Annotated in this window: 20 protein-coding genes, 1 pseudogene and 1 other annotated feature; of the genes and pseudogenes, 1 reads left to right on the top strand and 20 read right to left on the bottom strand. The window is 44.7% G+C overall.

The window, feature by feature from the left end:
- Positions 1–10: 10 nt before the first annotated feature.
- Positions 11–889: an AraC family transcriptional regulator gene (locus DXD11_RS08125; protein ID WP_118758154.1), complete on the bottom strand. Its 879-nt coding sequence runs from the start codon at positions 887–889 to the stop codon at positions 11–13.
- 174 nt (positions 890–1063) lie between these two features.
- On the opposite strand from DXD11_RS08125, the gene DXD11_RS08120 reads away from it, so the two are divergent.
- Entirely contained in the window at positions 1064–2368 is a 1305-nt protein-coding gene (locus DXD11_RS08120) for an MATE family efflux transporter (RefSeq protein ID WP_118758153.1), read from the top strand.
- 61 nt (positions 2369–2429) lie between these two features.
- Here DXD11_RS08120 and feoB read toward each other — a convergent pair whose 3' ends face one another.
- The 19 genes and pseudogenes from feoB to DXD11_RS08025 form a co-directional block, all read right to left on the bottom strand.
- Positions 2430–4766 (bottom strand): ferrous iron transport protein B, encoded by a 2337-nt coding sequence (gene feoB, locus DXD11_RS08115; protein ID WP_015534041.1) that lies wholly within the window; start codon positions 4764–4766, stop codon positions 2430–2432.
- A gap of 160 nt (positions 4767–4926) precedes the next feature.
- Entirely contained in the window at positions 4927–6342 is a 1416-nt protein-coding gene (locus tag DXD11_RS08110; RefSeq protein ID WP_118758152.1) for an MATE family efflux transporter, read from the bottom strand.
- A gap of 33 nt (positions 6343–6375) precedes the next feature.
- Positions 6376–7002, bottom strand: coding sequence for a methylated-DNA--[protein]-cysteine S-methyltransferase (locus DXD11_RS08105; RefSeq protein WP_055280618.1), 627 nt, complete (start codon positions 7000–7002; stop codon positions 6376–6378).
- A gap of 35 nt (positions 7003–7037) precedes the next feature.
- Positions 7038–7712 carry a DNA alkylation repair protein gene (locus tag DXD11_RS08100; protein WP_118758151.1) on the bottom strand — a complete coding sequence of 225 codons (675 nt, stop codon included), beginning with the start codon at positions 7710–7712 and terminating at the stop codon, positions 7038–7040.
- Between the two features lie 99 nt (positions 7713–7811).
- The gene (locus tag DXD11_RS08095; RefSeq protein ID WP_117551137.1) at positions 7812–8762 is read right to left on the bottom strand and encodes an arginase; all 951 of its coding nucleotides are present in this window, start codon (positions 8760–8762) and stop codon (positions 7812–7814) included.
- Positions 8763–8889: 127 nt separating this feature from the next.
- Positions 8890–9084 carry a hypothetical protein gene (locus DXD11_RS08090; protein WP_004851427.1) on the bottom strand — a complete coding sequence of 65 codons (195 nt, stop codon included), beginning with the start codon at positions 9082–9084 and terminating at the stop codon, positions 8890–8892.
- 15 nt (positions 9085–9099) lie between these two features.
- Positions 9100–10287 carry a sodium/glutamate symporter gene (gene gltS / locus DXD11_RS08085; RefSeq protein ID WP_055273905.1) on the bottom strand — a complete coding sequence of 396 codons (1188 nt, stop codon included), beginning with the start codon at positions 10285–10287 and terminating at the stop codon, positions 9100–9102.
- A 124-nt stretch (positions 10288–10411) separates the two neighbouring features.
- Positions 10412–11389 carry a TAXI family TRAP transporter solute-binding subunit gene (locus DXD11_RS08080; protein WP_118758247.1) on the bottom strand — a complete coding sequence of 326 codons (978 nt, stop codon included), beginning with the start codon at positions 11387–11389 and terminating at the stop codon, positions 10412–10414.
- 179 nt (positions 11390–11568) lie between these two features.
- On the bottom strand, positions 11569–12447 hold the full coding sequence (nudC, locus tag DXD11_RS08075; RefSeq protein WP_117551135.1) for an NAD(+) diphosphatase: 879 nt from the start codon (positions 12445–12447) through the stop codon (positions 11569–11571).
- 229 nt (positions 12448–12676) lie between these two features.
- A complete protein-coding gene (locus DXD11_RS08070; protein WP_117551134.1) occupies positions 12677–14398 on the bottom strand; it encodes a carbon starvation CstA family protein in 1722 nt (573 codons plus the stop codon).
- A 159-nt stretch (positions 14399–14557) separates the two neighbouring features.
- Positions 14558–14846, bottom strand: a binding site (T-box leader).
- A gap of 166 nt (positions 14847–15012) precedes the next feature.
- Positions 15013–15951, bottom strand: a complete 939-nt coding sequence (locus DXD11_RS08065) for a DMT family transporter (RefSeq protein WP_118758150.1) — start codon at positions 15949–15951, stop codon at positions 15013–15015.
- A 59-nt stretch (positions 15952–16010) separates the two neighbouring features.
- Positions 16011–16157 (bottom strand): annotated as a pseudogene (locus DXD11_RS08060) (polar amino acid ABC transporter ATP-binding protein); the annotation flags it as partial.
- A gap of 153 nt (positions 16158–16310) precedes the next feature.
- Positions 16311–18002 (bottom strand): putative bifunctional diguanylate cyclase/phosphodiesterase, encoded by a 1692-nt coding sequence (locus DXD11_RS08055; protein ID WP_117551129.1) that lies wholly within the window; start codon positions 18000–18002, stop codon positions 16311–16313.
- A 140-nt stretch (positions 18003–18142) separates the two neighbouring features.
- Positions 18143–19030 (bottom strand): DegV family protein, encoded by an 888-nt coding sequence (locus DXD11_RS08050; protein WP_117551128.1) that lies wholly within the window; start codon positions 19028–19030, stop codon positions 18143–18145.
- Between the two features lie 245 nt (positions 19031–19275).
- On the bottom strand, positions 19276–20319 hold the full coding sequence (locus tag DXD11_RS08045; RefSeq protein WP_118758149.1) for an AAA family ATPase: 1044 nt from the start codon (positions 20317–20319) through the stop codon (positions 19276–19278).
- A 16-nt stretch (positions 20320–20335) separates the two neighbouring features.
- Complete coding sequence (gene pnuC, locus DXD11_RS08040) at positions 20336–21070, bottom strand: nicotinamide riboside transporter PnuC (RefSeq protein ID WP_118758148.1); 735 nt, start codon at positions 21068–21070, stop codon at positions 20336–20338.
- A 46-nt stretch (positions 21071–21116) separates the two neighbouring features.
- The gene (locus tag DXD11_RS08035; protein ID WP_118758147.1) at positions 21117–22040 is read right to left on the bottom strand and encodes an NUDIX hydrolase; all 924 of its coding nucleotides are present in this window, start codon (positions 22038–22040) and stop codon (positions 21117–21119) included.
- 33 nt (positions 22041–22073) lie between these two features.
- Positions 22074–22589 carry a cysteine hydrolase family protein gene (locus tag DXD11_RS08030; protein ID WP_118758146.1) on the bottom strand — a complete coding sequence of 172 codons (516 nt, stop codon included), beginning with the start codon at positions 22587–22589 and terminating at the stop codon, positions 22074–22076.
- A 223-nt stretch (positions 22590–22812) separates the two neighbouring features.
- Positions 22813–23991, bottom strand: a complete 1179-nt coding sequence (locus tag DXD11_RS08025) for a sugar transporter (RefSeq protein ID WP_055272485.1) — start codon at positions 23989–23991, stop codon at positions 22813–22815.
- Positions 23992–24102 lie beyond the last annotated feature (111 nt).

Below are 24102 nucleotides of genomic sequence, written 5' to 3'. Positions count from 1 at the left end.
TTTTCGAATTTTATATTCTGTTTTTTTGATCTTTCACAGCTTTACCATTTCTATATCTTAACGGTGGTTCTCCCACCGCCGCAGAAAATTTCCTGATAAAATAACTTACATTTGGGTAACCTGATTTCATGGCAATCTCGGTAACCGACAGATCTGTGGACTCGAGAAGATGTCTTGCATACTTAAGTCTAACATAGTTCACATACTGTGTGAGCGTCATGTGAAATCTCTCACTGAAGAATCTTGACATGTACTTTTCCGACAGATGAAAATGTTCAGAAAGCTCATCAAGACTTATGTGCTCATGATAATTATCCTGTATATATATAAGTATCTCCTTTTCCAGTCCACCTGACGCTCTCCCTGTCTTCGCTTCAAGCTGATCGTATTCCACTAAAAGATCTACAACCTGCAACAGTCTGATTCTCACCTGTATCTGTCTGTGTGTTCCAAATTTCCCATTTTCCTCTGACAACTCATCAAGAATAGGTATAAGTTTTTCAAGCAGATTCCGATTCGTCACTTCAGGTCTGAATTCCCGTGTGTGATTCCTAAGAGGAAAAAATATCTCATCCTCCAATTCATCCTTGGTCTGAAATGATATGAATTCCATCGGAAACAGAAATGTAAAATAATCCACCGGTGTTTCCGGGGCGGCCATCATATGCAGCACTCCCGGACTTACTATATATACAGCTCCGTCATCCCCTATAAATTTCTGTCCATCAATCTCAACCATAAGTGGACCTTTCCTTACATATATTATCTCCACCTCATCATGCCAATGAACCGGGATCTGGAATGCATGTGGCCAGTATCTCATATGATACTCACAAAATGGATATTCTCTTGTCCCGTGTGGATGATTTTCCTTTAATTCTGCGTACATCTTAATCTCCTGCCTCCACATTTGTCTCATACTACGTTGTCATACTACCCCATATGTGGAATATGTGCAACTTTTGATTGATATAGTACAAGATTCAGCCTGTGGAAATGCGATATTATACAATTTAGTTACAATATATAATTTGGCACTAGTCTGCAAAGGAGCAACGGTTATATGAAGAAATTATCTGCACTTTTTATACCTATATGTTTTGAAACACTTTTCTATATGTTGTCCGGTATGGTTGACACACTCATGCTATCATCAGTTGGGGACTATGCCGTGGGTGCTGTCGGAACCGCCAACAGTTATATCGGAATGTTCATCATCATGTTCTCCATCATATCATCCGGCATGATGACGGTCATGACTCAGAATATCGGCGCAGGCAGACCTGGGATTGCTTATCAGGCACGCCAGCTTGGTCTTATATTCAACTCAGTCATAGGTATGGGAATGTCTATATTCCTGTTCATTTTCTCCGGAAATATTCTTGATCTGATAGGAATAGCCGGAAACCTCAGGGAACCTGCCATGAGCTATCTTGAGATCGTTGGCGGAGGGTGCTTCCTGAACGCGCTGATTCCAATATTTGCAAGCTACCTCAGGGCATTTGGACATACAAAGCAGCCTCTCATCGCTACCATAATCGGCAACCTTGTAAACTTCGCCTTAAATGCAGTATTTCTCTTTGCGCTGCATAAAGGGGTGCAGGGTGTCGCTACAGCGACAGTCATATCCAAGGTTATCAACCTTGCAATTGTTATCTTTTTCTCCTGCACCCTTGTAAAAGCAGGAAAAAATCCCGAAAGGCTTTCTAACAGAACTGTCCTTTCACAGATCATCAGAGTCGGACTGCCATCTGCATTCGAATCCGTTCTGTACAATGTCGCCATGATGCTGGTGGTCAAGTTCCTGAACCAGATGGATACTGACGGAATAAATGTCACGGCACGATCCTACGCAACCCAGATAAGCAACTTCTCCTACTGCGTCGGCTCAGCGCTCGCCCAGGCAAATGCCATCATGACAGGATGGCATATCGGTTCCGGCGATATAGATGCATGTAAAAGAGATACCAAAAAGGCCGCCATCATCGGTGTGATCGTGGCGACCTGTCTTGAAACTTTATTTGCAGTCACAGCCCCATGGGCCATGAAACTGTTCACCGACAACCCGGACATGGTACATATTGTCACAAGGCTCCTTGCTATTGACATCATCCTCGAGGTTGGCAGAGTTACAAACCTTGTCTACGGCCAGGCCTTAAAGACCAGCGGAGATGCGGTATTCCCAGCCGTCATAGCAGCTGTCTTTATGTACGTGTGTGCTGTCGGCGGTACATGGATGTTCGGCCTGCACCTTGGGCTCCTTGCAACCGGCGCCTACATAGGCCTTACCTGTGACGAATGTGTACGCGCAGTTGGTATGGTCCTGCGCTGGCGAAGCGGAAAGTGGACGGAGAAGAAACTGGTGTGATAATACCCTAGTACCAGACATATTCCAGAATGTATCAGACCAGACATACGCCATGCATTTATCACAGTATTCCCCCTATCATATACACCACAAATGCCGCAAGCCACGCCACAACGCACTGCCAGATCACTACCATGACAGCCCAGCGATGTCCCATCTCTCTCTTGATGGAGGCGATGGCTGCTATACAAGGCGAGTAAAGCAGGCTGAATACGAGCAGCGATGCTGCAGCCCTGGTTGTGATAGCTGCGGTCACTGATCCGTTAAACAATATCTCAAGTGTGGATACCACACTCTCCTTCGCCATGATACCGCTTATGAGCGACGTACATATTCTCCAGTCGCCAAGTCCAAGCGGCTTAAATATCGGCACCAAAAGTCCGGCTATCGCAGCAAGTATGCTGTCCTGTGAGTCTTTCACCATATTGAGGTGCATATCAAAGCTCTGAAGGAACCAGATACATATAGTTGCAAGAAATATAACTGTGAACGCCTTCTGAAGAAAGTCCTTTGCCTTCTCCCACAGGAGCTGGCCTACGTTCTTCGCACCCGGAAGTCTGTAATTTGGAAGCTCCATGACAAAAGGAACCGCATTGCCCTTAAACAATGTGCTCCGATAAACCATAGCTACGATTATTCCTATCGCAATTCCGAGGAAATAAAGCCCTGCCATAATAAGACCGCCCTTTCCAGGAAAGAATGCGCTTACAAAGAACGCATATATAGGAAGCTTAGCCGAACAGCTCATGTATGGAGTGAGCAGAATAGTCATCTTTCGGTCTCTCTCACTCGGGAGTGTCCTGGTTGCCATGACGGCCGGAACCGTACAGCCAAAGCCTATCAGCATCGGAACTATACTCTTGCCGGAAAGTCCGATCTTCCTTAGCAGCTTATCCATGACAAATGCAACTCTGGCGATGTATCCGCTGTCTTCCATGAGCGACAGGAAGAAGAACAGGGTAACAATTATTGGAAGGAAGCTGAGCACACTTCCCACTCCTGCAAATATTCCATCCATAACAAGGCTCTTGACCACCACATTTACATTTGCTGCGGTGAGAAGCTTTCCCACCTGAACCGTAAGTGCATCTATCCCCATCTCTAAAAGTTTCTGAAGTCCAGCTCCGATCACGTTAAATGTCAGATAGAACACCGCCAGCATGATACCGATAAAGCACGGAATTGCTGTATACTTTCCGGTGAGGATACGATCTATCTTCTCGCTTCTGATCCTCTCCTTGCTCTCCTTTGGCTTAACTACGCAATTTTCACATACCTTTTCTATGAAATTAAATCTCATATCAGCTATGGCTGCACTTCTGTCAAGTCCTCGCTCTTTTTCCATCTGGATTATAAGATGTTCTATCGTCTCTTTCTCGTTTTCATCAAGTCCAAGCCTTTCAAGTATGAGATGATCTCCCTCTATGATCTTGGTCGCAGCGAATCTAAGCGGCAGATCTGCTGCCTTTACATGATCCTCTATAAGATGCGCCACCGCATGTATACATCTGTGAACAGCTCCGCCAAACTCATTCTCATCACAGAAGTCCTGTCTTCCAGGCTTTTCCTGATACTTGGCTATATGTATGGCGTGTCTTACAAGCTCATCCACACCCTCGTTCTTTGCCGCAGATATAGGAACAACCGGGGTTCCAAGCATGGCCTCCATCCCATTTACATCTATGGAGCCCGAATTGCCTGTGACCTCATCCATCATGTTGAGTGCAACGACAACCGGTATCTCCATCTCGAGAAGCTGCATCGTGAGATACATATTTCGCTCTATATTAGTAGCGTCTACTATATTGATGATAGCCTTTGGGTGATCGTCAAGCACAAAGTTTCTGGACACGATCTCCTCGCTGCTATAAGGGGACATCGAATATATTCCGGGAAGATCTGTCACGGAAGTATTCTCCCTACCCCTTATCGGACCATCCTTTCTGTCGACAGTTACTCCGGGGAAATTGCCTATATGCTGATTTGATCCGGTGAGCTGATTGAACAGAGTCGTCTTTCCACAGTTCTGGTTTCCAACCAGGGCAAATGTTAGTCTTGTTCCTTCCGGAAGCGGATCGCCGTCCCCTTTGACGTGATATTTTCCTTCCTCGCCAAGTCCCGGATGTTCCTTCTCCTCTATGATCTCAACTCTGGTGTGAGCTCTGGATCTTGTCTCTATCTGTTCTGCATCTATCTGCTCTGCATCAGCCAGTCTGAGTGTAAGTTCATATCCATGGATCTGAAACTCCATAGGATCGCCCATCGGAGCAAGCTTCACAAGGGTGAGCTCCGCACCGGGTATAACACCCATGTCAAGAAAATGCTGTCTTAGCTCTCCTTCACCGCCAACTGCCTTTATTCTGGCACTCTGTCCCACCTTCAAATCTCTCAGTGTCATAATTGATTATCCTTCTTTCATCATTCGTCCAGATTCATCCACGCAGTCTTTCAGTACCACAAAATCGTCTGTCGAATGCCGTCTATTTATGTCTATTGATATTTTTTCTCAATTATAACACGATGCGTTGTATGCGCAATATATAGATCCTGATTATCGTCTATATTTTCACGGCTTTTTCATGTGCATCTCTGTCTATAGAAATCAGTTCCTTAAGTTCCCTCACCGTGAACACGCCGCAGACAACTGCGGTAATGCCGTCCGCTATCGGTCCCGCATACATGACACCATCGATCCCCATGAATATAGGGAATATGATGATGAGAGGAAGCAGAAATAGTATCTGTCTTGTGAGTGACATGAACACACCAAGTCTCGCCTTTCCTATAGAGTTGAAGAAGTTTGATGTCACCGGCTGGATTCCATTTACGATGGTAAGAAACATATATATCCTGAAGTATCTCTCTGAAAACTGGAAGTACAGCTCGCTTCCCTCTCCAAATGCGCTGATGATCTGTCTGGGGAATATCTGGAATGCTGCAAATGCCACCACCGACAGAGCCGATGCTGCTGCCAGCGCCAGAAGATAAGTCTTTCTCACCCTCCTGTACTTTCCTGCGCCATAGTTGAAGCCTATGATCGGCTGGGTTCCCTGTGATATTCCTATAACGATCGCCATGAATATCATGTTTACCTTGCTTATTATTCCTGAACACGCAAGTGGTATGTCGCCTCCATACACCGACTGTGCTCCGTATCTTGACAAAGTATTGTTCATGACAACCTGGACTATCGCCATGGCTATCTGATTGAAACACGCCGACGCACCGAATCTGAATATATTGCCGCAGGGCTCTCCTCGCATAACAAAACTTTCCCTGGTAAGATGTATTGTCTTGAAATGGAACATATATCTGAGGCTTATGGCAAATGATATGATCTGTCCTGTGATAGTTGCCAACGCCGCACCGCGCATACCCATATCGAGCCCGAATATAAGTATCGGATCAAGTATAGTGTTGATGATGGCACCTGTCAGCATGGATATCATTGAATACCTCGGACTTCCATCAGCCATGATCAGCTTACTCATTCCGGTATTCGCTATCAGGAATGGGAAACCTATCGCTGTTATCCTTGTGTACTCCTGTGCAAATGGCAGAACCTTGTCAGTTGCGCCGAATGCCTTTAGCATAGGTGTCAGGAATATTGTCGTCACAAGGAAAAGTGCCACGCCAAATATCGCCATGAGACAGATTCCATTTCCTGCTGCCTCAGCCGACTTCTTCTCATCTCCGGCACCAAGCTTCAATGAAAAGCTGGTCGCACTTCCTATGCCAAGAAGAAGCGATATCGCGGTACATGCCGTTGAAAGAGGAAATGCTATATTTGTCGCAGCATTTCCAAGCATTCCCACTCCGTGTCCTATAAATATCTGGTCAACTATATTATAAAGTGCTGTCACCAGCATTGATATGATACACGGTATGGCAAAGGTTGTGAGCAGATGTGCCTCATTCTCATATCCAAGGGGATTGTTCTGATTTTCATTTGTCTTTGTGTTATCAGATGTCATGATTCTGTATTGCCTTTCTGTCTGTATTGCGACTCAGTTTTTCATTCCATATTTCTTCAGGTCTACCCGGTCATTTTCAACCTCTATGCCGTCTGCCCTCAGGCGGTCCGCCTGGACATTTGCTCCACCGAACGCAAATGCTCCCGCAAGCTCACCCTTGGAATTCACCACGCGGTAACACGGTATATTCTCAGGATCAGGATTTTTATGAAGTGCATTGCCCACGGCTCTCGCCATCTTCCTGTCACCTGCCATCTCCGCAACCTGGCCGTATGTTGCAACACATCCCTTCGGAATCTTCTTCACCGCATCGTAGATCCTCTTTGTCGGACTGTAGGTTACTATGTCATAGCTATCCGCTATCATCTGCTTCACCGCATCCTCTGGCACACTTCCATCAAGTATGATCGTATTCCAGTGCTCCTTGTTCTGGTGCCATCCAGGTATAACTGATTCAAATGCCTGCCTCCAGAAATCCCGGCTTTCCGGATCAGCCTTCACATTCAGATTGATATATCCATCCCTCTCATAAGTCCAAAGGAATGCCTTCTTGCTTCCCTTTACCCTGACAAGCTGCCAATTCTGGTCGTGAAATGGCGCCTCCTGGTAAGTGTCCGGAAATGAGAGACCATATGCCAAAGCTTCCTCTCTTGTTGTCATTTGTATTTTTCCTTTCCTGTGTTGCGATTATGTAATTATCTGTATCCCTTAAGATATCTCTTCTGCTCATCAGTTATGCGGTAGCTCTCCACTGCCTTCTGTATCGTCTTTCGGTGAACCCAGTCGGACATGCGGTGTTCTTCTATGTACGGAATGACCGCATCCCACTGCTTTGCCAGGGCTGTAGCCATGTACCACGCTATCATCATGTTGACATAATACTCATCAGACTCAACTCCCGCCACAAGCTTCACATACTCAGGCTCAAAATCCTCGTCAAGATAAAGTCTCATGAGCATTCCTATTCCGTACCTTATAGTATAGGTCTCGCTTGAGGCAATCCAGCACTTGATGACCGGTAGCAGTTCTTCCTTGTGCTTTTCAAAACACTTCGGCGCAGGAAAATCACATGTCGCCCAGTTATCTATATATGGAAGAAATCTTTCTATCTCCGAGATACATATGTCATAATCCTTTATCCTGGTTATGAGCATCATGTGGAGATTATTTTCCTCGTAATAATGGTGTGGAAGTTCTTTTATAAACTTTTCTGACAGTTCTGTTCCAGCTATACTCTTCGCATACTTTCTGAGCACTGGAACTCTTATGCCTATGACAGTCTCCTTGTCGGTGTCAGGCATAAGCCTGCTGTGAAAATCTCTGTACTTTATATCCTGAAGTTCAAACAGATGCTTTTGAATCTCCTCCATATTTTCACCTTACGCTTTCTAATTTTCTCGTTGTTAGTTTTCCATTTTCTACATTTTTCTATTCTAACTCATAATTGTATACAACTATTATATCTAATACTATCTGAATTTCTTCACATGCTCCGATATAAACCGAAACAGTTCGATATTGACCTTCTCATTCTTCTCCTCCGCCTCAAGATATTCAGGCACTGAAATATCTGTCTGAACCTCTCCGCATACATCAACACCCAATATTCTTGAATGTCTTATACCACCGGCATATCTTTCATCATTACGACAAGCGTCTGTATTTTTTTCTTCACCCTGACCGCCAAGAAAGACACCGAGCAGGTGTTCAAGTCCACCGATTGACATATCCCCCTGACTCCAGTTTGTCTCCGTGTATTCTGTTCCGAGGACGTCTTTGTCTATAGATATGTACAAAGGCAGATCTGTTCTGATATGGTTCAGCTTATCCTCAGGCAGTCCACCATGCAGGTCTTTGGCAGAAAATATCAACAGTCTTCCGCTTGAGATATCCCGGGAAATATCATACGAATCATCGTACTCAGCTTCTTGTACATTATACCCACATTTATAGCTTCCCACATTTTCTTGTCTCCCCTTGGAACCTTTATAACTTTCCAAAGTCTGCTCTATATCTGACTCCGGCGGACCTACAACCACCAGCTGTCTTAGATTTTCATTCTGTATAAGAGTCTGTCCCGCCCAGTCTCCGCAGCTCATCATTTCTGGAACCATAGGTATCTGCATGTCTGTATGATGATCATACATAACCAGCCCAAACGGTTCGGTTATATGATCTGTTATAATCTTCGTTATATAATGATAATTTCCCGAATCTATATAATGTATACCCTGGATTCCGTACGGCTCTATCCTGCCCCATATTTTTTCATACGCATTTTTTGAACAATACATATCTGTCTCTTGTATATCAGAGCAATCTATGTATCTGAATCTATCTATATCTTTTATATCCTCATCACGATATACGTGAGTAAAATCCAAAATCATATTCTCATTTTTCACCTTGCTGTCACCCATATACAACCCCCATATATACAATAACAAGTCAATTTCGCAGCAATATCGATTAACCTGTCAATAATAAAATAATCTTAATATAAAAATCGCCCGACTGTATTCTAACACAACCGGACGATTTTAATCACTATTTGTCTTTCTTTTTCCTTATGTGGATCTCCGGGATTGCCACCGTGTCATATGTCACAGACGAGTCATCCTCACCCACATTATCCTCATTGTCATCATGGCTCTTTGTGTTCACCTCAGGAATAGCCAGATTGTCAAATGACATGTTGAATCTGTGATGCTTTTTATGCTGTTCTTTATTTTTTTCTCTCATAGTTGGTTATACCCCCTAAAGTATGTTTATGAAAAATGTAATTACCAGGCTGTTCAGGAAGTCAGCAAATAAACTTCCTATAAGCGGTATTATCAGATATGCCTTGACCGAAGGAACATAGCGGTCGCATATAGCCTGCATGTTCGCCATGGCATTTGGCGTTGCTCCCATACCGAATCCGCATGTTCCGGCGGACAGAACCGCCGCATCGTAATCCCTGCCCATCACGTTGAACACAACAAAATATGTGAATAGCATCATGAGTATGAGCTGCGCCGAGAGCAGTATGATCAGCGGAAGTGCAAGTTCTGCAAGCTGCCACAGCTTCAGTGTGATCATCGCCATTCCAAGGAACAGTGACAGGCAGATACCACCAAGGTTGTTGATCTCACCCATGTATATATCAAACTTACCGGAATACTCTCCGATATTTCTGATGACCGCAGCCGCGATCATCGCACCTATATATATAGGAAATGTAAGTCCTGTCTTTGTGAGAAGTTCCGATATGATGGTTCCTATTCCTACGGCTATGATGAGCTGGAACACAGCTGCCGCATACATATTGGTATGGCGCTCGTGTTTCTTCTCATCCTCAACCAGTATACTGTCGTCCTCGGCAACTGCAGTGTCCAGAAGCTTCTTCCTGTCTATGAGTCTCTTGCCAATAGGTCCACCTATAAGACTTCCTGCGATAAGTCCAAATGTTGCCGCAGCCGTGCATATAGTTGTTGCCCCCTTGACATCAAAATCCTCCAGCACCGGGCCAAACGCTCCTGCAGTTCCATGACCACCTACCATAGGTATAGATCCCGTGCAGAGTCCAACAAGCGGATCAAGATGCAGCAGCTTACTCACCCCGAGTGCCAGAAAATTCTGGGACACTATAAGCACCACAACCAGTCCAAGGAATATGAACAACGACTTTCCTCCGCTCTTTAAAACCTTGAGATTCGCCTGGAATCCAACGGATGTGAAGAAGAATACCATGCACACCTCTCTCAGCGTATCGTCAAATGTAAATTCTGCTATGCCAAGACTGTAACACACACAGGTCAGGACTGCGAAAAGCAGACCTCCTATGACCGGCGCCGGTATGCAGAATTTCTCCAGGAAATTAATTCTTTTCTTCAAAAACTGTCCCAATATAAGTACCAGAACTGACACCGCCAGTGTCTGATACATATCTATCTGTATCTCCATGTAAGACCTCTCTTATCTATATTATATACACATGCAGACATCCGTGATCAGATACCATTTTACCCAATATCATCTGCATATATTCTTTTCCGCATTCAGTATATTTATTATCAGCAGCTGACAACTACTGTTCAGCCGGGATCTCTATTCCTTTTTTCTGATAATAAGCTTTCGCACCATCATGAAATGGAATGGTCACGTTCTTCACAGCCTCACTCTCATCTATCTGGAAGGTGAGTGCTATTGAATACTGGATATCCTGCGCATGTTCAAAGAGAAGTCCTGTGAGCTCCTCCACTATCTTCTCATCCATATCATCCCTGGCGAGGAGCACTGCTCTGACACCGAGTGTCACAACATCCTGAGTCTGTCCCTCGTAGGTTCCCGCTGGTATGGTGTAATCCGTATAGAAGCCGTACACGGATTTTAGTCTGTCCCTGCATTTGTCATCTATTCCGATGAGCTTTACGTCACATTCCTTAGACAGCTCCTCGATCACCGAGGTCTGTATACCTGCTGTACAAAAGAATGCATCTATCTTTCCTGATTTGAGTTCATTTGCCGCATCCACATAATCGAGATTAACCGTGTCCACAAGGGATTCCACAAGTCCGGTCATCTTAAGTATCTGCTCTGCATTTCTCTGGGTACCGGACTCCTCCTCACCCACAGAAATCTTCTTGCCCTGAAGATCATCCAAGCTGTCTATTCCCGAGTCAGATCTCACCACGATCTGACACGCCTCAGTGTACAGGCTGGCAACTGCCGAGTACCCTCTGTACCTCTTCTTGTCCGTGGCGCCTGTTCCGTTGTAGGCCGCATCCACCAGATCCGCCTGGGCTATCGCCATATCCACATATCCGTCGGACAGAAGCCTGATATTCGCCGTGGAGCCTGCAGTAGCCTTTACCTCAAAATCAAGATCCTCATCCTCCGAGGATGCTATCTGCGCAAATGCGTTGGAGAACGCATAGTATCCGCCGCCAACTCCCGCGGCTCCCAGCTTCACGGAATTGCCACCGATACCACACCCGGTCAGCGAAAGTGTCACCGCCATGATGGCCCCTGCCGCCATCAGACGTTTTATCAAATTCCTCTTTATCATGTCGTCCTCCTTGCTCTTCGCACAGCATTCTGTCTGAATCTTCTTTGTTCGTTTATTCATCACACGAAATAAAGGGCTTTTCAGCCCTTTATCACCGCCATCCATTTATTGAAAATACAATTTAAAATACATATTATTATTTTATCTGATTGTATTTAAAAGTCAACTCAGTATTACTATTTACTTATTATTCCCTGTCCATGCTCTTTAAAGTACACCATCATCTCATGGGTAAGGCTCAGGTGCTCCGGATAGTCCGGGATATCCTCACGCTTTACCCACTCTCCAGTTGCAAGCTCCTGTCTGTCTATAGTCAGATGTCCGTCACCGCCCTCCGGTATGTCTGCCTGACAGAAATAACCCATGAGAAGATTGCTGTCATAGCCCCATGGCTGTGACTTGTAATAAGTGATATTCTTAACGCTGATGCCGACCTCTTCCATGACTTCTCGTCTGACTGTCTGCTCAGCGCTCTCTCCTATCTCGGTAAATCCCGCAATCAGGGCATATCTCTTGTATTCTCTTCCAGCATATGTGGTAAGTATTATCCTGTCGCCGTCGATCACGCCCACTATGACAGCCGGGGCTATGACAGGAAATATCAGCCTGCCACAGGACGGACATCTGAGCATCCTCTCTTTTTCATCATGTACAGTTCTCTCTCCACAGGCGCCGCAGAACCTGTTGGTTCTGTACCACAGTGACAGATGCCAGCCGGTAGCCGCCGCAAGCACCGCAGCCTTCGGTTGGCACGCCCTTGTCTTATACATGCTTCGGTAATCATATCCCGGAGCTGTCAGTCGGTTATCTCCATTCCACAGAAAATATGCAGTATCATCTATTGAAAAGAGATAAACCAGATCCCCTATTTTCCTATCGCATCCGGTTATTTTCTGCAGTTCTCCATACGTCATAAACCCAAGCAGGTTCTCATTATCCATAACTTTCGCAAATATCATTTTCTCAGAAAAAGAGAGAACCATATCGTGATCCTCTGGTTCTCTCCTGTTACTATATTGATTATTAAACCTCTGTGGTTCTATATCCTGTATCATACCTATATTTCCTCCACTATTCCAGATGTCCAAAGATCTCAAAGAGAATGATATCCCTCATTTTCCCTATTATTTTCCTTCAAAGACTTCAACCTGTCAATCCTTAATGTTGGTTACAGCCATGCCATGTAAACATAAAAAATCAGGCAATCGGTATTTCGCCAATCGCCTGATCTTTTTTATGTAGATATTGTATTTAAAATCTTTACGGGGAACCCCCGCTCATCTATTAAGCCTCTGCCTTCTTAGCATTCTCCTTCTTCATATTAACAAGCTTCTTGATACATGTGATAGCCACGATGATACCAAGTACGATAAGGAATACTGCTACAATAAGCTGAAGTCCCTCTACAAGGAATGTTGCTGTTCCAGCCTGGAACTTCTGTACATTGCCTATTACATTGAGCACGATAGCTGTAAATGTAACAGCAAGCATTATCAGCATAGGTGGGTAGAGCATTGCGTGCTTTCTGTTTGTTGCCTTGAGGAATACTGCTACGCCTATAAGTACAAGGGCTGCAAGCATCTGGTTTGCTGATCCGAAGAGTGGCCATACATTTGAATATCCACCCTTGCAGAGAAGATAACCAAAGAACAGTGTTATAACTGTTGCAAAATACTTGTTTGTAAGTATCTTCTGCCATACAGGCATCTTGGATGTATCTGTTGTGTCTCCCATGAAGAGCTCCTGGAATGACATACGTCCGATACGTGCAACTGAGTCAAGTGATGTAAGAGCAAGTGCTGATACACACATTGTCATGAATACATTTGCAACTGAGTTTGGAAGTCCGAACTTCTCGAGGAATCCTGCGATACCCTGTGAGAAGATCTGGAAAGGTGTAAGACCCTCTGGAGCCTTGCCGCCAACTGCGACAGCACCAACTACTATAAGTGAGATAACTCCGAGGAGTGTCTCAAGGATCATTGCGCCGTAACCTACGAAAAGCATATCTTTTTCATTTCTTACTGTCTTAGATGATGTTCCTGATGAAACAAGGCTGTGGAAACCGGAAACCGCACCACAGGCGATCGTTACAAACAGTGTTGGGAACAGATAACTCTTAGCTCCTGTTGATGATACAACTGTGAAACCATTGAATGCATTCAGGTTCATATCAGGATGTCCTACCAGAACTCCGACAAATGCACCAACTAACATACCGATGAGCATGAATGTTGTCATGTAATCTCTTGGCTGCATGAGTAACCACATTGGAAGCACTGATGCAAGGAAAAGGTAAGCCATGATTACGTAATTCCACTGGTCACCATTTAAGTACCAAGGACATTTCATACCTACTGCAAACATTGCAACGATGAGGACGATGGCTACTATAGCTTTGAGCCACTCCCTCATATTCCTGCATGTCTTCATAACCACACCAAATACCATGGCAACTACGATGAACAGCATGGAAACTGTAGCTGCTGCAGCGCCGTTGAAGTTCTTTGTCACAGCTCCATCAGCTCCTGCTGTGAAACCGTTAAATGTCGATGAAACCATCGATGTAAATGCTGCTATAACAAGAAGTGTAAAGAGCCAGCAGAATAATGAAAAGAATCTTCTTCCTGCCTTGCCTATGTACTTCTCAATGACAAGTCCTATTGACTTACCCTCATTCTTGACCGATGCGTACAATGAACCAAAATCCTGAACTGCTCCGAAGAACACGCCTCCGACAAGCAGCCAGAGCAGAACCGGCACCCATCCGAACATGGCTGCAATGATAGGTCCCTGTACAGGGCCTGCACCTGCTATCGATGAAAACTGATGTGCAAATACTGTAAGCTTTGACGATGGTACATAATCCTTGCCATCCTCATTTGCAACTGCCGGGGTCTTTGCATTTGGATCTACACCCCATTTCTTGGCAAGCCATCTTCCATAGCCCAGATAGCCAGCACCTAAAACTACTACTGCGATAAGAATGATAACTAAACTATTCATATCTTTCTCCTTTCTCCCGCCTTGCAGCGGCTCCTTTTTTTAGTATATGCCTGCTCATGAATCCGTAATGACCTCAAGCTGGCTGATACATGATTTATTCGTACAAAGAGTTTATACATAAAAAACACATTAAAAAAGGCTTCCGTCTCTATGCAATCTCATAAAGACGAAAGCCTGTATACTTCCGCGTTACCACTTTATTTGCCATCATAAAAGGATGACCTCTCTGATCTCATCTCGCCTGACCACTACTCACTGTCTATTGAAATAAGCTTCTATGTAACGGTAGAAAACCGGTGACACCTAATGTCTCTGGCATCTCATGACCAGGGAATTCAGCGCACTGCTCGCAGAGGATAATCATCAAGGACATACACCGTCTCACACCAACCGGCGGCTCTCTGAAGTATGCGATCTTTGACGATCGTATTCTGTTCTTTGCATTTGCTCTTTGTTTGGTACATAAACTAGCACTGAAGTATTTTATTGTCAACCCATTTTTTCAAGTAAATAAAAACTCGTATTTTTTTCAAGTGTTTCAACGATATATGTACGCCTGCTGCATATTTTTTCTTGTGAAAACAAAGTATTTTTATCATCGACTCTCAAGACGTTCATGCCATCTCTTTCTTTTCTCGTCCGACCGGGATCTGTGCCAGAAGTATTGCGGCAAATATCAGCCCGCATCCTGCAAGCTGTCTTACCCCCATACGTTCTCCAAGGATGATCCAACCGGCAATGACAGAGAATACCGACTCAAGGCTCATGATCATTGAAGCGACAGTGGGATTTAGTCCGTTCTGTCCAACTATCTGAAGTGTATATGCCACACCACACGACAACACTCCTGCATAGAGTATCGGAATCCACGCACTCAATGTACCGAGAGGCTGCACCCATGCCGCAATCCCGGCCACACTGTGATGCATCTCCGAGAAAAACGCCGGGAATATGCTGAGAATCCCGCATACCCAGAACTGTATACATGACATTCTGACTCCATCCACAAGCGGTGAGAAATGGTCTATCACAAGTATATGTACTGCAAAAAGCAATGCACATACAAGCACCATAAGATCACTGCTCTGAAATGACAGTGAGCCGCTCATACAAAGCAGATAAAGCCCCACCACAGCTATAACTATTCCAAGCCATATATTCCAGCCACACTTCTTCTTCAAAAACAGGCTCAGAATTGGAACCAGCAATATGTAACACGCTGTGAGGAATCCCGCTTTGCCCGCTGGTGTTCCCATATAAAGTCCAAGCTGCTGTGCAGAGCTTGCCAGGAATAGAACAGTTCCACAACATAAACCGCCAATCACAAGTCTCTTTCTGTCTGATCTACTACATGGTTTCCTGTCAGATGGTTTTATCCTGTCAATTATAAATATGACCGGTATAAGAACAGCACCGCCGATCAGTGACCTTATTCCGTTGAAAGAGAACGGTCCGACCGCATCTCCTCCCTGTCTCTGTGCAACAAAAGCTACGCCCCATATAAAAGCTGTCAAAACCAGCAGCAGTGAGTTCCTTACCTGTCTACTCTTCATCTGTGAAACCTCTCGTTCTTTTTAGTCCGTGCCACAGCATAAACCATATAGGCACTCTCTTAGGTGTTGAGAATTGAACTGAGAAACGCCTTTGTCCTGTCATTCTGCGGATCCCCGAACAGCTGCTCCGGAGTTCCATCCTCAACTATGATCCCATCGGCCATAAATATAACACGGTCAGCCACTTCCCTGGCAAACCCCATCTCAAGCAGCAGTTTTTGCTGTGTTTCTTTATCAATTCTCTCAACAGTTTTATCATTTTCCCGGTGAAGAAACAAGTCCCCATGTATATATATTTTACCGTTTTACTACATACACAAAAAACGGCAATGGAGTTCATATGGCTCTATTGCCACTTTTTAATATCCCGATTCCAGCCTTTGCTCAAATTCATCCTTTGGCAGGGGCTTGTCAAACACATATCCCTGTACTATATCACAGCCAAGTTTTTCCAGGTAGTCAAGCTGCTGATGTGTCTCAACGCCCTCCGCAACTGACTTTTTCCCGAGTCTTCCTATGAGGTCTATTATGCTTGAAAACATTACTATATCCTGATGCTTATTATTGTTTACATCGTCAAAAGGTATCAGCGATTTGTCTATCTTGATGGTATCAAGGTCAACCTTTTTGATCATGTTGAGCGAAGAAAATCCTGTACCAAAATCATCTATAGATGTACTTATGCCTCGTTCCTTGAGTCTTCCTATCACGCTGGACATGATCTCATAATTCTGATAATCCTCACTTTCTGTGAGCTCTATCTCAATATAGCTTCTGTCTATCCCAAATCTGTCTATGGTACCGGTTATTCGTTCTACCAGATCGCCTTCTTCCAGATGTCTTCTGGAAAAATTGACTGATACAGGCACAATCTTCAGACCTTTATCCAGTCTGCTCTTCAAAAAACCGCATACCTGCTCAAGCATATAATAGTCAAGTCTGCACACGCTGCCCTCTCTCTCAAGCTGCGGAATAAATCTCGCAGGTGTGACCACCTGTCCATCTCTCACCCAGCGTACAAGTGCCTCCGCACCATATATGCTTTTGTCTGCAATCCTCACCTTGGGCTGATAATATACTACAAACTCACCCGCAGCAAGTGCCTGGGGAAAAGCAGCCAGAATCTCCTGGTCATCCATAAGATGCTTCTGAATCTCTTTTGTATATACCACTATAGAGCCCGCTCCGGTTTTTCTTGCTGCCTGATACGCAATGCTGGTTCTGGCCATAACTTCCCTCGGCTTATCAACGCCTTCCAGGCAGGCTATACCCGCTGTAACTCCCAGCTGGAATTCTCTTTTGACAGATCTGAACTCATGACTCATATGAACATCTTTAATCTTGCTTATAAAATCAGACGCATTCTCATTACGACAGATTACAACGAAATTATCTCCTCCAAGCCTTGCTATCTCCTCATCGCTGTCAAGATATGACTTCACCATCTGCGCATAATTTCTAAGTATCACATCTCCCTGTGAATAATCAAAAACCTTATTCACATACTTGAAATTGTGGATATTAAAAAATATGCCTGTATAATCACCAATCAGTCCGTTTTTTATCAGATTCACCGCATAATACATCAGGGAATCCTGACTGGCAACACCCGTGTTGATATCTGTATTCATGATCTTTTCAAGCATGCACTGAGCCAATGTCCGGTTGTACTGAATAAATATCTCCCTAAATATAAACCTGTGTGTCTGTATCTCCTCTTCTGAATAACCCGGACCATATGGATAATCCTTGATAAACACAGTACCACCGGTTCTGATCTTCATCTCTATATCAACGGGGGTACCCAATTCAGTCACTTCTCGCTCGTATAATACCACGCTGCTTCTTTCTCCAAGCGGCATAAACCTGTTTTTCGGAATATCAACAGTAATCTCCGCCTTTCCCAGCCTGAGCCTGTCAGCAATAGCAGCAAGACCATTCCTTATACACTGGATTCTCTGTTGCTGTGTATCCGCGTCCCCGCCTATGCACTCGAAGAATTCTTTCATCTGGCTGTCCATTTGTATGCTTTTATCAATTGTATTATCCATTCTCTCTCCTCCAGCCTTCAACACATAGCCTATATCGTCCGGTCTTAAATATCAAAATCGGCCCAAGCGCATCAAAAATTAATAAATATAAACTCTTCCTACATTATAGCAGTGGAAAAATGAATGCACAATGTATTATCCTACCCCTGGCGCCTTTTGCCCCAGAAAAACAAGGCAACTGTGCCAGGTCCTGTATGGCTTCCTATGGTAGTTCCTATATAATTTATCTCCACCTTGCCGTCAAGTTTTGGAAATCTCTCCTCAACAAGCCTTGCCACAGCCTCGGCATCCTCCATACATGCAGACTGCGATATATAGCACTTGCCGGAATAATCAAGCCCATCCTGTGCATTCTCCTCCATGCGCTTTACTATCTCCTGAATAACCTTCTTTTTACCTCTTATCTTTGATCTCGGTATCAGCCTGCCCTCGTTATCCATGTTGAGAAGTGGACATATTCCAAGTATTGTGCCAACCGTTCCAGCAGTCTTGGATATTCTTCCGCCTCTGATATAAAACGTGAGATCTGTTGAGAAGAACCAGTGGTTCAGGTCCAGCTTATGCTGTTCTATCCAGTCATGCAGCTCGTCTATGGACCTGCCTTCATCTCTCATGCCTGCCAGCGTGTCCATGATGAGCCCATATCCCGAGGAAGCCCCCAGGGAATCTACCACATAGAGTTTCCTGTCAGGGAATTCTTCCTCCAGATCCTCCCTGGCAATATTTGCAGAGTTTATAGACCCGCTTATTCCCGATGACAATGTCAGGTGAAGTATGTCATACCCCTGTTCAAGATAAGGTTTCCAGAAATCATAATATTCATCCGAATTTACCTGTGAGGTCTTCGTAGCCGCACCCTCTGTCATCTTCCTGTAAAATTCCTCAAATGGCATGGTCTGTCCCAGGTCATCAGAATGCTCCACTCCATCAAGCTCATAGTGAAAGCATATATATTTTACGTCTATTTTGTCAAAATGCTCCTTTGAAAGATCTGCTGTTGAGCAGCAGCTCAAGATATACTTTGCCATGTTTGTCCACCTCTCCAATATATTTATGATTACTTTTTTACATTCGCGTTTTCTTTTGATCTAGTATTAGCATTTTCTTTCGATTTAACATCCACTTTTTCTTATCATCGTTTCTTGCTTACTATTGTATCATCATCTGTACTTTATTCATAGTCATAAATACGATAAAAAACGGGTAAAAACACCCACAACACGTTGTTTTAAAAACCATGTCATGGGCGTTAATATATATGATCATTTGTCATTTAAAATACAGTTGTTATCGCAAGTCGTTCCTCAATCAGTTTTTTCGCAGTGTTGAACCGGTCAAGATAATCTCCCGATATCGTCTCACAGTGTACCCCATACTTGTCAAACCACGCCTTGAGCAAATCGCTGTAATGCCTTCTCTCCCGCATTATTTTCTCATTCCGGGTCCCATCCTGGACAAAATCCGTTCCATCAGGATCAAGGAACAACACAAGATCCCACTTATTTATTGCATTTATCGCGCCCGCCATATCTGTAAGCCTGCGTTTTTGTTCATCATCGTCCATGAGCAGATCACAATAAAATCCCGTAGTCAGTGCATCGGTATCCACAAACAACAGTCTGTTGCTATGCCTGGCTGCCCTGCGTACCTCGTCCTTCTGTCTGATGAAGTTCTCCACCAGATCATCTTCAACCATGAAATTCTCGCCACCCGCGTACTCACAGGTGTCACGTCCTATCTCCCGTACAAAATTCGTGTTATATGCCAGCGCAAGATTCTCAACCAGTGTGGATTTTCCTGTGGATTCACCGCCGACAACCAGAATCTTTCTGACGTAGTGATCCCTGCACACCTCTGGAATATACTCCCAATGCGCCGTCGCCCACTCACGGATCTCTGTCGAGGATACCGGAACCTCCGCCCTGTCAAAGTACACGACCTCACTCTCCGGACAGTACAGACTCTCAAACCTGCCGGTTCCAAGATAATCCGAACCACAGAACACTGCATCTATAGGCTTTCCTATCGTGTCCTTGATATCCTGTGCTCCCTTTTCCCAATAATAATCCGTATTATATTCTTCTTTTGAGACCGCCTTATCCTCTATCATGATTATCTTCACATTTGGCAGATGTCTTGTACTGTTAAGTATCCAGCGATATCTCAGTTCCTTTGAGGCAGACTCTCTGCCCTCACACCAGCTTATCATCACATACAGTTCCTCACACATCGCCGCAGCACGTATGATGTCGTGGATGTGTCCTATGTGAAGCGGATCAAACGAACCCCCATACATTCCTACCTTATATCTATACATAACTTGTCAGCCTCCCTTACTCTGTTGCCGTGCAGTCTTCGAAAACGTGTACTTCGTCCAGGCGATTTCTTCTGACCTCGCGTTCCCATCTGACACACATAATAACGGCATTTCCAAGGTATACTATCCACATGAGCAGCGTTGCTATGTTGTCATTGCCACTCACAAAGTTTTGTGCCCACATATATATTGTAAACACATCTACCGCAATCCATATCCACCACTGCTCCGCGAACATTCTTACAGATACAACCATCGCCACAACCGATGAAACCGTTGTAAACGCATCCACAAATGGCATGGCATCCCCGAGTCTCTTTAACAGCAGCCCATACAGAAATGTGCCAAGTGCCACCGCCAGCACCATGAATATCCTTCCCACCGCCTTCATGTGTTTCTTTCTGACCTCATGCGTCTCATCATTCATATGCCTTGACCACACATAGAATCCAACAAACTGCATAGGCACATAATATAGCGCATTGAGCATCGTCTCTCCGTACAGTGCAGCCTTATACGATATAACCGCGTAAAGCACAGTATTCACAAGACCGAATATGTACGCTGACAACTTCCCTTTTCCCGTGCACACTACACAGACCACGCCTGTGGTGGACGATATGATCCCCATAACCGTATCATCCCAATATATGGACAGCCCCACGATGACTGCACATGCGATAAGCAGCCAGGTGACCTCCAGCTTCTTCCAGCCCTCTATCTCATTTTTTATAAATTTCTTAAATGTCATCTATTCATTCCTCCCTTTTAAACATCAATCCACTACACTATAGTCTCTACTTCCTTGCATCATTCCTTCGTGTGAACAGTTTGGCAGGTCTGTATCTCTCACCGGACTGATATGCATCAGTCTCCTCAACATATTCCACAATCTTTCTTCTGAAGTTAGGTGTGGTAAGTTCCATGTCCCATATCTGTTCATATACATTCTGAAGCTCAGTGAGTGTAAATCTATCCGGCAGCAGGTCAAATGCCAGCTTCATATCTCTCCTGACATCCTCCCGCAGTCCTAGCACCGCCTCTGTTATGATTCTTGCGTGGTCAAATGCCAGTCCTTCACATTCCTCTATGTCGTAGCTGTCCGAGCTTCGTCCGCATGAGCTCATATCTGTTTTTCGCAGCACTGCCGTAAGTTTTATATCAGAGTCTGCATCCTTGAGAACCAGCCTGTATCTTTTCCCGTTTTGGACTTTATATGAAGCTTCAACTTCATTTTTCGCAATTTCTTCGCCTGTGCCTGACACCTCTGTCAGTTCAACCGTAAACCATCTTGCATCCTGTGCATCATCTCCTGCCTTAAGGCTACAGGCTCCGGCGTTCATAAGTGCCATATAAGTTGATGATATGACCCAGCCTCTCGGGTCTCTGCCCGGCTCGCCATACACTCCAACAAGCTTTACATATGCATCTCCTATACCGGTCTCTTCGCAAAGCTCTCTTCTGGCCGAATCTATGACATCCTCACCTTTTCTGCAGAACCCACCGGGCATAGCCCAGCTTCCTTTATATGGGAATCCACCTCTTCTTATCAGTAGTATCTTGAGCTTCTTCTCCTGAAGTCTTCTTACATCCTCGCACTCGTCATCCTTCATAACTGAAAATACAACCACATCCGCGGCAACAGATGGCCTGTCATATTTTGTCAGGTCATATCCGGCAAGGAATTCCTTCTCTTCGTCACTCATCTCATATGTCTTCATACGTATGCTTCATCCTCCTTTATATTTCCGCCGTTATCTGATTATGTCCACCTGACACATCGACATGGTGGCGAGCGCAGCCTCATGGCTCTCCGGCGTCACCCCGGCACAGCACCTCGCATCAACCTTGACATTTATCTCAGGGTACAGAGCCTTGATGATCAGAGCATTCGACACGACACATATATCCGTACAAAGACCTACCATCTCAACATCCTGAAGATCGAAGTCTCCCCATCCTGTATATCCAAAGCTGGTCTTGTTGATGTATATAGCGCCCGGGACTTCAAGACCTGCTGCGATCTCCCAGCCCTCAGTTTCCTCTATACAATGCGGAACCGGGAGATGACGACCTTCGTTTGTCTCCATGTAATCCTCATAATGCGTATCCCTGGTGAAGATGATCTCATCCCCGCGGTCAGCATACTCCTTTATCTTCTTTTTCACATTCTCCACGATGGCTGCAGCCTCCTTTGTTCCGAGAGCCCCATCAATGAAATCATTCTGCATGTCAACCACTATAAGCGTCTTTTTCCTGTTATCGTCCATAATTCTTCTCCTCCTGCATCTGCATGCGTTCCAACTTATTATCTTTTTGATAATATCTCCCGGTTATTTGTATGATATTATCATTTTGATAATATGTCAACCCATTATTTGAAACTTACTAAAAAACGGCAGTCCTGACATGCCATGTTCCAAGCCGAACCCGCATGCCAGCACTGCCGCGCTATTATATTTCAATTACATTTAATTATATGCAAATACTCTGTCAGTTCACACTCTGTCTCAATTTTCTTAGAAGTACAAATGCAAAGAACAGCACCGATATAACCGCGAACACCGCACCTACAAAACCGATATATGATATCGCGCCCTTGTCGCACACAATTCCGCCGATCCAGCTTCCACCTCCGATACCGAGGTTGAAAAGTCCTGAATATATGGCAGTCGCCACTGCGGAGCTCTTCTCATCAACACTTCTGATGACCTCCGACTGCGTGGTCACATTGAACGCCATGGCTGTTATTCCCCAGAATGCACATAGGAGTACCATGGTCGCCAACGTCTTTGACGCCGGAAGCAGAAGCAGCAGCCACACAAGAAGAGTTGCCATGACTGTACCGATAAATGCAAATCTGTGCTTGTCATAAAGCTTTGAGAACAGATAGCTTCCGAGAAGTCCCATCGCTCCAAATATCAGGAGCACTACAGTGATGACATTGTTCTGGAGCTTTGCAACCTGCTGCATGAACGGCTCTATATAACTGTACACCGTGTAGTATCCAAGCACGAACAGTATCGTCTGAATATACAGGCAGATGAGCACCGGATTCTTCAGAAGAGCAGGGAGATCCTTCACATGGAACTGCTCTCCGCTTGCGATCTTAGGGAATACAAATGCCATGTACACCAGAACCGCAAATGCTATGATTCCAACGATGAGGAATGTAACTCTCCATCCCATATACTGTCCAACAAGTCTTCCAAGCGGAAGTCCGGCTATAGTAGCTATGGATGTTCCAGTCACAACCATGCTCAGTGCAAATGATCTGTGTTCTTCATTTACAAGTCTTATGGCAACCGGTGAAGCGATCGACCAGAATATCGCATGGGTACACGCAACGCCTATACGCGATGCCATGAGCACTCCGTATGTCGGCGCGATCACGGACATGATCTGGCATATTCCAAACAGCGCGATCGTTCCCATGAACAGCTTCCTGAAATCTATCTTCGACACAAGAAGTATGAGCGGCAGGGACAACAGCATGACTATCCACGAATACACTGTGATAAGCATTCCCGCCTTCGACTCCGATATGCTGAACGACTTTGCAATGTCTGTCAGCAAGCCAATTGGCATAAATTCCGATGTGTTGAATATGAACGCCGAGACGGTCATTCCCACAAGCGGAAGCATTTCTTTTCTCGTCAATCTACTCTTCATATTTATTCCTCTTCCTAATAATATGTGGTATATATGATTATTTTTTTGTTCACCAGCCACATATTATAGGAAATGGAATTATGAGTCAATGCACTTTTGAATGGTTATACT

The organism is Coprococcus sp. TF11-13, assembly GCF_003481085.1.
Lineage (GTDB): Bacteria > Bacillota > Clostridia > Lachnospirales > Lachnospiraceae > Coprococcus > Coprococcus aceti.
This window is presented reverse-complemented; position numbering and strand designations above follow the sequence as displayed.